The sequence below is a fragment of the Actinomadura sp. GC306 genome, from assembly GCF_004348665.1.
Classification (GTDB): domain Bacteria; phylum Actinomycetota; class Actinomycetes; order Streptosporangiales; family Streptosporangiaceae; genus Spirillospora.
The window spans coordinates 1-7,453 of record NZ_SMKM01000309.1 but is presented as its reverse complement, the minus strand read 5'-3'; the positions used below and the strand labels follow the sequence as shown (position 1 = coordinate 7,453).

6 protein-coding genes and 1 pseudogene are annotated in these 7,453 nt (G+C 71.3%); 2 read left to right on the top strand and 5 right to left on the bottom strand.

Translation table 11 applies throughout. The features are described from left to right. Positions 1 to 340: 340 nt before the first annotated feature. From E1200_RS29010 to E1200_RS29000, 3 genes are all read right to left on the bottom strand, one after another. Positions 341 to 1,627, bottom strand: coding sequence for an MFS transporter (locus E1200_RS29010; protein WP_131955263.1), 1,287 nt, complete (start codon positions 1,625 to 1,627; stop codon positions 341 to 343). Continuing rightward, positions 1,606 to 2,778: a glycosyltransferase family 4 protein gene (locus E1200_RS29005; protein WP_207933602.1), complete on the bottom strand. Its 1,173-nt coding sequence runs from the start codon at positions 2,776 to 2,778 to the stop codon at positions 1,606 to 1,608. The genes E1200_RS29010 and E1200_RS29005 overlap by 22 nt, the downstream gene beginning before the upstream one ends. A 98-nt stretch (positions 2,779 to 2,876) precedes the next feature. Next, positions 2,877 to 4,415 carry a GMC oxidoreductase gene (locus tag E1200_RS29000; RefSeq protein WP_243708914.1) on the bottom strand — a complete coding sequence of 513 codons (1,539 nt, stop codon included), beginning with the start codon at positions 4,413 to 4,415 and terminating at the stop codon, positions 2,877 to 2,879. A 236-nt stretch (positions 4,416 to 4,651) separates the two neighbouring features. On the opposite strand from E1200_RS29000, the gene E1200_RS28995 reads away from it, so the two are divergent. Together E1200_RS28995 and E1200_RS28990 are read left to right on the top strand one after the other, a co-directional pair. Next, positions 4,652 to 5,728, top strand: a complete 1,077-nt coding sequence (locus E1200_RS28995; RefSeq protein WP_131955261.1) for a dihydrodipicolinate reductase — start codon at positions 4,652 to 4,654, stop codon at positions 5,726 to 5,728. Continuing rightward, a complete protein-coding gene (locus tag E1200_RS28990; RefSeq protein ID WP_131955260.1) occupies positions 5,725 to 6,207 on the top strand; it encodes a carboxymuconolactone decarboxylase family protein in 483 nt (160 codons plus the stop codon). Before E1200_RS28995 ends, E1200_RS28990 begins: the two co-directional genes overlap by 4 nt. Positions 6,208 to 6,221: 14 nt before the next feature. Here E1200_RS28990 and E1200_RS28985 read toward each other — a convergent pair whose 3' ends face one another. Continuing rightward, positions 6,222 to 6,557, bottom strand: coding sequence for a hypothetical protein (locus E1200_RS28985; RefSeq protein ID WP_131955259.1), 336 nt, complete (start codon positions 6,555 to 6,557; stop codon positions 6,222 to 6,224). Between the two features lie 106 nt (positions 6,558 to 6,663). After that, a pseudogene (locus E1200_RS34090) lies at positions 6,664 to 7,453 on the bottom strand (hypothetical protein); the annotation flags it as partial.

Below are 7,453 nucleotides of genomic sequence, written 5' to 3'. Positions count from 1 at the left end.
GGCGGAATGGGGTCGGCGTTGGCGGGGGCGGCGAGCAGTGGGATGGCCAGCAGCAACGCGATGAGTGCGATGAGGGGGCGCATGGTCTCCCTTCCCTCCTATAAGTAAGTGCTTGCATACTGGCCTAGGAAGCCGCTCTTGGGAAGGGGCGATTCAATATGTCCGGTCGCTTGGGTGATCTTTTTCGATCCGCCGCCATGACATGCGAGGTCATGGCGGTCTCGCTCAGGTTGGTCCCTATTGGGGCGGCACAATTGCCCGTTTGCGGGTGAGGTCGAGCGATCTCGGCGCACGGCGCTTCGGGTGCGATGCGTGCGCGGACGGTGTCAGAGCGTGTCCGTCAGCTCGAATTCGAGTGCCCGGCCGGGTCGCGGGGGCGGCGGATGAGGAAGGTGCCGGCGATCACGATCAGGCCGGACAGGGCGAGCACGACCTGGGACGGCCGCATGCCGAGGGGCGTCGCGTCCCAGTGCCCGATGAGGTCGGCCGCGGCGCCGGCCACGAGCGCGGCGAGGGCCATGCCGAACCGCAGCGTCGCGTGGAACGCGGTCAGGGCGAGGTTGCGCCGGTAGCCCTCCAGGCCCTGCTGCAGGTAGGTGATGCCGCCGACGAGGGCGGCGGTGGCGGCGGCGCCGAACACCACGGCGCCGAGGAACGCCCACGCCACCGAGGCGACCAGTCCCATCGTCGCGACCACCACGCCCAGGACGGCGGTCGCCGTCCTGACCTGCTTCATCAGGTCCCACATCCCGCGGCGGACGAGCAGCAGGCCGGTGATCGCGCCGACCCCGAACAGCGCCACCAGCGTCCCGAAGCCGACCGGGCCCGCGTCCAGGACGTTCTGCACGAACACCACGCCGAGGGAGAACAGCGCGCCCAGCCCGAGCGCGACGACCGCGATGCCGGGCAGGACGCCGCGCACCACCGGGAGCCGGAGCCCTTCGAGGAACGTGCCCTCGCGCTTCAGCCGGTCGCGGGACGGCCGCTCCCCGGGCGCGGGCCCGAGGTCGGCGATCGAGCGGATCGCGAGGAAGCAGGCCAGGTAGGTCAGCGCGTCCAGCCAGAACACCGCGATATAGCGGGCGTGGCCCTCCCAGCCGAGCGCGCCGGTCGCCCACAGCACCAGCCCGAACACCCCGGCGCCGACCGGGATCATCCCGTAGGACGTGGCCATCGTGATGCCGTTCGCGACCTCCAGCGCCCCGGTGTCGTGCTCGTCGCCGTGCTTGCGCTCCTCCGGGTCCTCGATGAGGAACGGGATGGAGGCGTCCCGGGCCGGCAGGAAGACCAGCGCCGCCAGCTCGATCGCGAACGCCCAGAAGTACACCCACCACAGCAGCGGGACGACGGGCAGCACCAGGGCCATGCCCATCATCACCAGGTTGGAGTACATCATCACCTGGCGGCGCCGCCAGCGGGTGACGATCCGCGCCGCCACCGGAGCGCCGAGCGCCGACGGGAGCAGGCGCAGCACCAGCACGCCGCCTACCGCCGTCGTGGAGTCGCTCAGCTCCAGTACGAAGTACATCAGCGCGAGGGTGCCCATCCAGTCGCCGAGCGAGGAGACCGTCTGGCCCACCATGAGGCGCCAGAAATCGGGGCGGTTCAGGCGCTCCTTGACGCCCATGCGGGGCTCACCCTCCGTGCCGCTCCGACCGCCCGGTCGGCGGGGGCGCCGGCCAGGAGGGCGGTGAGCCGGGCCGCGGCCAGGTCCCAGCTCCACGTCGCGCACACCCAGCGGCGGCCGGCCTCGCCCATGCGGCGGGCGGCGGCGGGGTCGTCCAGCAGGCCGTTGAGCGCGTCCGCCAGCTCGTCCGGGTCCGCCGCGTCGGCCACGACACCGGTCTTCCCGGCGACGACCGCCTCGGGGCTGCCGCCGGACCGGCCGACCACGACGGGCAGGCCGGTCGCGGCCGCCTCCAGCACCGACAGCCCGAGGCCCTCGACCTGGAGGCCGCGCCGGTCGTCGCGGCACGGCAGGACGAACGCGTCCGCGGCGGCGTAGTAGCGCGGCAGGTCCGCGTCGGAGACCGGCCCGACCACGGTGACGGTGCGGGGCGCCTCCCGCGCCGCCCGTGCGGTGAGGGGGCGCCGCATCGGGCCGTCCCCGACGATGAGGAGCCGCGCGGCCGGGTGCCTGCGGACGATCGCGGGCCAGGCGTCCAGCAGCCGGTCGTGGCCCTTGCGGCGGACGAGCCGGGACACGCTCACGATGACCGGCCCGGTCCCGAGCCCGTGGCGGCGGCGCACGTCCGCGCCGTCCGCCCCCGGCCGGAAGCGGGCCGGGTCGACGGCTCCGGCGAGCTGGACGAGCGGTGTCCGGTCCCCGAGGGCCGCGGCGACCTCGGCGCGGCACGTCTCGCTGAGGTAGGTCAGGGTGTCGACGGTGCGGGACGCGGCGCGCAGCGCGGCGCGGGTGGGCGCGGCCCGGAACCAGCCGATCTCCTGCCCGTGCGTGGACGCGACGAGCCGCTCCACTCCGGCCGCCTTCACCAGCGGCGCGTACATGGCGAACGGCGCGGCGGCGGGGATCCACGCGGCCCGCACGCCGTGCTCGGCGACGAGCCGGCGCAGCCCGCGGAACAGCAGGTAGCCGTGCCGCCGCACGACCGGGAAGCCGAGCCCGGCGTCGAACGCGGCGGCCCCGGGCCGGGCGGGCGCGACGACGACCAGCCGGTCGGCGGGGAGCCTGCGGAGCAGCTCCCAGGTGAACGTCTGGACCCCGCCCGGCTCCGGTGGGAAGTGCCCGGTCAGCACGAGCGTCCGGGGAATGTCCATATGGACCCGTTTCCCCAGGAAGGAGCGGTCGTATGCCGCCTGTCCGGCCACGCGCGCCCGTGGCCGGACCGGCCGTCAAGGGACGGGCAAAGGGCGGGTCACAGGTCGGTCGCGATGATCTTCTCGATGTTCCGCTCGGCGAGGGCGGTGATGGTGACGAACGGGTTGACGCTGGTGTTGCCGGGGATCAGCGAGCCGTCGATGGCGTAGAGGCCGGGGTGGCCGTGCAGCCGGCCGTGGTTGTCGGTGGCCTTGTTGAGGACGGCGCCGCCCAGCGGGTGGTAGGTGAGGTGGTCGCCCCAGATCTTGTAGGTGCCGAACAGGTCGGTCCGGTAGATCGTCCCCTCCTTGCGGTTGATCTTGTCGAAGATCGACTTGGCCATGTCGATGCTCGTCTGCTTCCAGGACGTCTGCCAGTTGAGGTCGACGCGTCCCGCCCCGGCGTTGTAGGAGAATTCCGCGCGGTGCGGGGTGTCGGTGATCGACAGGTAGAACGACGCCCAGGTCTCGATGCCGGTCGGGAGCGGCGCGACCTCGGCGAACGCGCCGCCGTCGTCCCAGTTGTCGATGCCGGTGGTCGGGATGGACGACTGCAGGGAGCCGGTCGGGTCCCAGATGTGGTTCGCGCGGCCGCACATGACGTTGCCGTTGTCGCCCCACCCCTTGCCGACCTCGCCGTTCAGGTTCGGCAGCTTGCCGGTGGCCCGCATCTTCACCAGCAGCTTGCTGGTGCCGACGCTGCCCGCCGCGAAGAACACCCGGCCGGCGGTGACGGTCTTGGTCGCGGTGACGTTCCCGGCCGTGTCGATCTGCTCGATGACGACCGTGTACCCGCCGCCGGACGCGGGGGACACCGACGTCACCCGGTGCAGCGGCGAGATCGTCACCCGGCCGGTGGCCTTGGCGCGGGCGAGGTATGTCTGCTGCAAAGACTTCTTGCCGTGGTTGTTGCCGTAGAGGATCTCGGCCGCGAGCGCCGACTTCGGGACCGCTCCAGCGGCCTCCTGCTCCATGTAGTCGAAGTCGTACACGTTCGGCACGTAGATGTGGTCGAAGCCCGAGCGCTGGGCGTGCTTCCGGCCGACGCGCGAGTACTGGTAGGCGGCGGTGCTGTCGAACCAGGACTGGTCGATCGCGTTGACGCCGAGCCCGGCGTTGGCGCGCGGGTAGTAGACGTCGTACATCTCGGCCGCGTTGACCGACGGGAGGACGGAGCTGAACCGCGCCCGCTTCGGCGTGACCGCCATCCCGCCGTTGACGAGCGAGCCGCCGCCCACGCCGCGCCCCTGGTAGACGGTGATGCCGCTGAAGTCCTCTGCGTCGAGGATGCCGGTGTAGCGGGGGACGTCCTTGTCGATCGGGAAGCCGAGGAAGTTGCTGAGGGGCTGCTTGGTCCTGGTCCGCAGCCAGTAGGCGCGGTGGTCGGGGGACCGGGTGTTGGCGAAGATCTTGCCGTCCGAGCCGGGGGTGTCCCACGCCATCCCCTGCTCGACCATGTGCACGGGGACGCCCGCCTGGGCGAGCCGGAGGGCGGCGACCGAGCCGCCGTAACCGGTGCCGATGATCAGGGCCGGGACGTGCGCCCCGTTCCCGATCGGCCCTTGCGCGGCCGCGGCGCGGCCCGGGAGACCGAGCATGCTCAGGCCCGCGATAGAACTCGTTCCAATAAGGAAACCGCGGCGGGACGGCCCGCCGGATCTCTCATTGGGCAGGGTGGAGTCGGTCATGTGAGCTTCCTCACTCTCGCTGCGACTGGAACGTGTTCTACATCACCGGAGTGGGTGCGTCACCGGTTACGTGAACGTAACTCATGTCCACTTCTGGAAACAAGCATTTGCTTGGCTTCCGGTGGGGCATCTGTTACGTTGCGCGCATGATCTCCGCGATCGTCTGGGGCACGGGCAATGTCGGCCGGCTCGCCATCCGCGCGGTGGACGCCCATCCCGCACTGCGGCTCACCGGCGTGATCGTCCACGACCCCGGCAAGGCCGGCCGCGACGCCGGCGACCTCGCCGGGCTCGGCCGCGACCTCGGCGTAGCCGCCACCACCGACATCGACGCCGCCCTCGCCACCGGCCCGCAGGCCGTGGTGTACGCGGCGTCCGGCGACGTCCGCCCCGACGACGCCCTCGCCGACATCCTCGGCGCGATCCGCACCGGGGCCGTGGTCGTCACTCCCGCCCTCTACGCCCTCTACGACCAGCGCAACGCCCCGCCCGAGATGCGGGAGGCGATCCTTGACGCGGTCGCCGAGGGCGGCGGCTCCCTGTTCGTCTCCGGCGTCGACCCGGGCTGGGGCAACGACGTCCTGCCGCTGATGGTGAGCGGGCTCGGCGGCACCATCGACGTGATCCGCTGCCAGGAGATCTTCGACTACACCACCTACGACCAGCCCGACTCAGTCCGGTACCTGGTCGGCATGGGCCAGCCGATGGACTACGAGCCGCCCATGCTCGCGGCGACGGTCCCCACCATGGTGTGGGGCGGGCAGGTCCGGTTGATGGCCCGCGCCCTAGGCGTCGACCTGGACGAGATCCGCGAGACCGTGGAGCGCCTCCCGCTGGACGAGACCGTGACCACGCAATCCATGGGCGACTTTGAGAAGGGCACCCAGGGAGCCGTCCGGTTCGAGGTCCAGGGCATCGTCCAGGGCGAACCGCGCATCGTCATCGAGCACGTCACCCGCATCCACGCGTCCTGCGCCCCGCATTGGCCGAAACCACCGGACGGCGACGGCGCGCACCGCGTCATCATCGAGGGCGACCCCCGCATCGAGGTCACGGTCGAGGCCACCGACGAGCACGGCAACCGCGCCGCGGGCGGCAACGCCACCGCGGTCGGACGCCTGGTCGGCGCGATCGACTGGCTCGTGGACGCCGCCCCCGGCCTCTACGACGCTCTCGACGTCCCCATCCGTCCCGCCGTAGGCAAGTTGGGAGGCCCCCGGTGAACCTCGACGTCCCCGAGGGCAAGGACCCGATCCAGTACGCGTGGGGCGAACTCGTCCCCGGCATCGGCCCCGCCGCCGCGAACCTCTCCCTGGCCGTCTACGAGCACACCACCCTCGGCCTCCGCGAATTCGAGGCGGCCCGGCTCCGCATCGCCCAGATCAACGGCTGCCTGTTCTGCCTCGACTGGCGCACCGACCGGGACGGCGAGAAGGTCGAGGACGGCTTCGCCGACGCGGTCACCGAGTGGCGCACCACCGACACCTTCGACGACCGCACCCGCCTGGCCGCCGAATACGCCGAACGCTACGCCCTCGACCACCACGGCCTGGACGAAGAGTTCTGGGACCGCATGACCACCCACTACACCCAGCGCGAGATCGTGGAACTGAGCATGTGCATAGGCTCCTGGCTGGCCTTCGGCCGCCTCAACCGCGTCATGGGCCTAGACGCCATGTGCGTGCTCCCCGGCAAGCCCTGACCGCGCGCGGCGGCTCAGTCCGCTCGCGTGCGCGCGATGTCCTGCGCGGCCCTGCGGAGTCCCCTCTGGACCACCGCGTAGACGGCGAAGAGGACGACGGCCGTCAGGAAGAACACCGCTATGACGGGGTCGGGGACGAGGCTGTACGTGGCGCACACGAGCAGCGCCGTCCCCAGGGCGAACAGCGCATTGCTCGTGCGGACCCGTTCCCTCGGCGGGAGCTCTTCGTAGCTCACCTTGACCTTGCGGGAGATCGAATACTCTCCCGTGCCACGGCGGGTCTTCACTCCCGTGGCGAGGCAGGCGACCCCCAGCAGCGCATACGCCAGCGTGCCGACGACTACAGCCACGGCGGCACCCTTCTGGAACCGGTCCTCAATTGATCCACAGCCCATGACGGTACCGGCGGCGCGCCCGGCGCTCGCACCGCCCCGGAATGTGACGTCCCCTCCCGGATCAGGACGCGGGTCGCGGTGCGGTCACCTTGGTGGAGATCTCGCCGGCCAGCTTGAGCGCCTTCTCGCGGACCTCGACGGGATCGGGTTCGCCGTCGCCGTGATCCTCGGTGTAGTGGACGAGGACGATCAGATTGCTCTTCCGGAAAGTCATCTTGCACACGTCCGGCCTGCCGGTAGACGAGACGGAGTACGCGTCCGGCCCGAGACTCGGTTCCTTGCGCTCGACTTCTTCCGAACCCAGCGCCGGGTTCGCCACCCGCTCCCGGGCCCTCTTTTCCGCGGACGTCCACCCGTTGGCCTCCACGATTCGCTGCATGACGCTGACGGTGCGGAAAGGATGCCCTCTGATCCGCCACGCGCAGTAACTTCCGTCGCCTGTCACCGTGACCTCCGACTCGGGAGTGGAGAAGGCCGCGGGACGAACGTCGGTGCACGGGACGAACTTGGCGAAGGCGCCTTGGTCCACCAGGACCCCGCCAGGGTTGATGGACGCCACTATGAAGGAGAGCAAGACGAGTGCGGCTGCGGCGATGCACCCCAGCACCGTCCCCAAGGCCACCCTGACAGCGACACTAGGGCCGCGCTGGCGGCTGGGCGGCACGGTCCTGGTGGGCGGCGGGACGGTCGCCTCAAGCGTCCGCGCCTGTGGTTGCCCCGGCGTCGCCGTGATGGCGCGGAGGCGGGCGGCGACGGTGCGGGCGTCCGGCGGGCGGTCCTCGGGTTTCTTGGCGAGGAGTTCGGCGACCAGGCCGTCGAGTTCCGCGGGGATGTCGGGGCGGGTGTCGCTG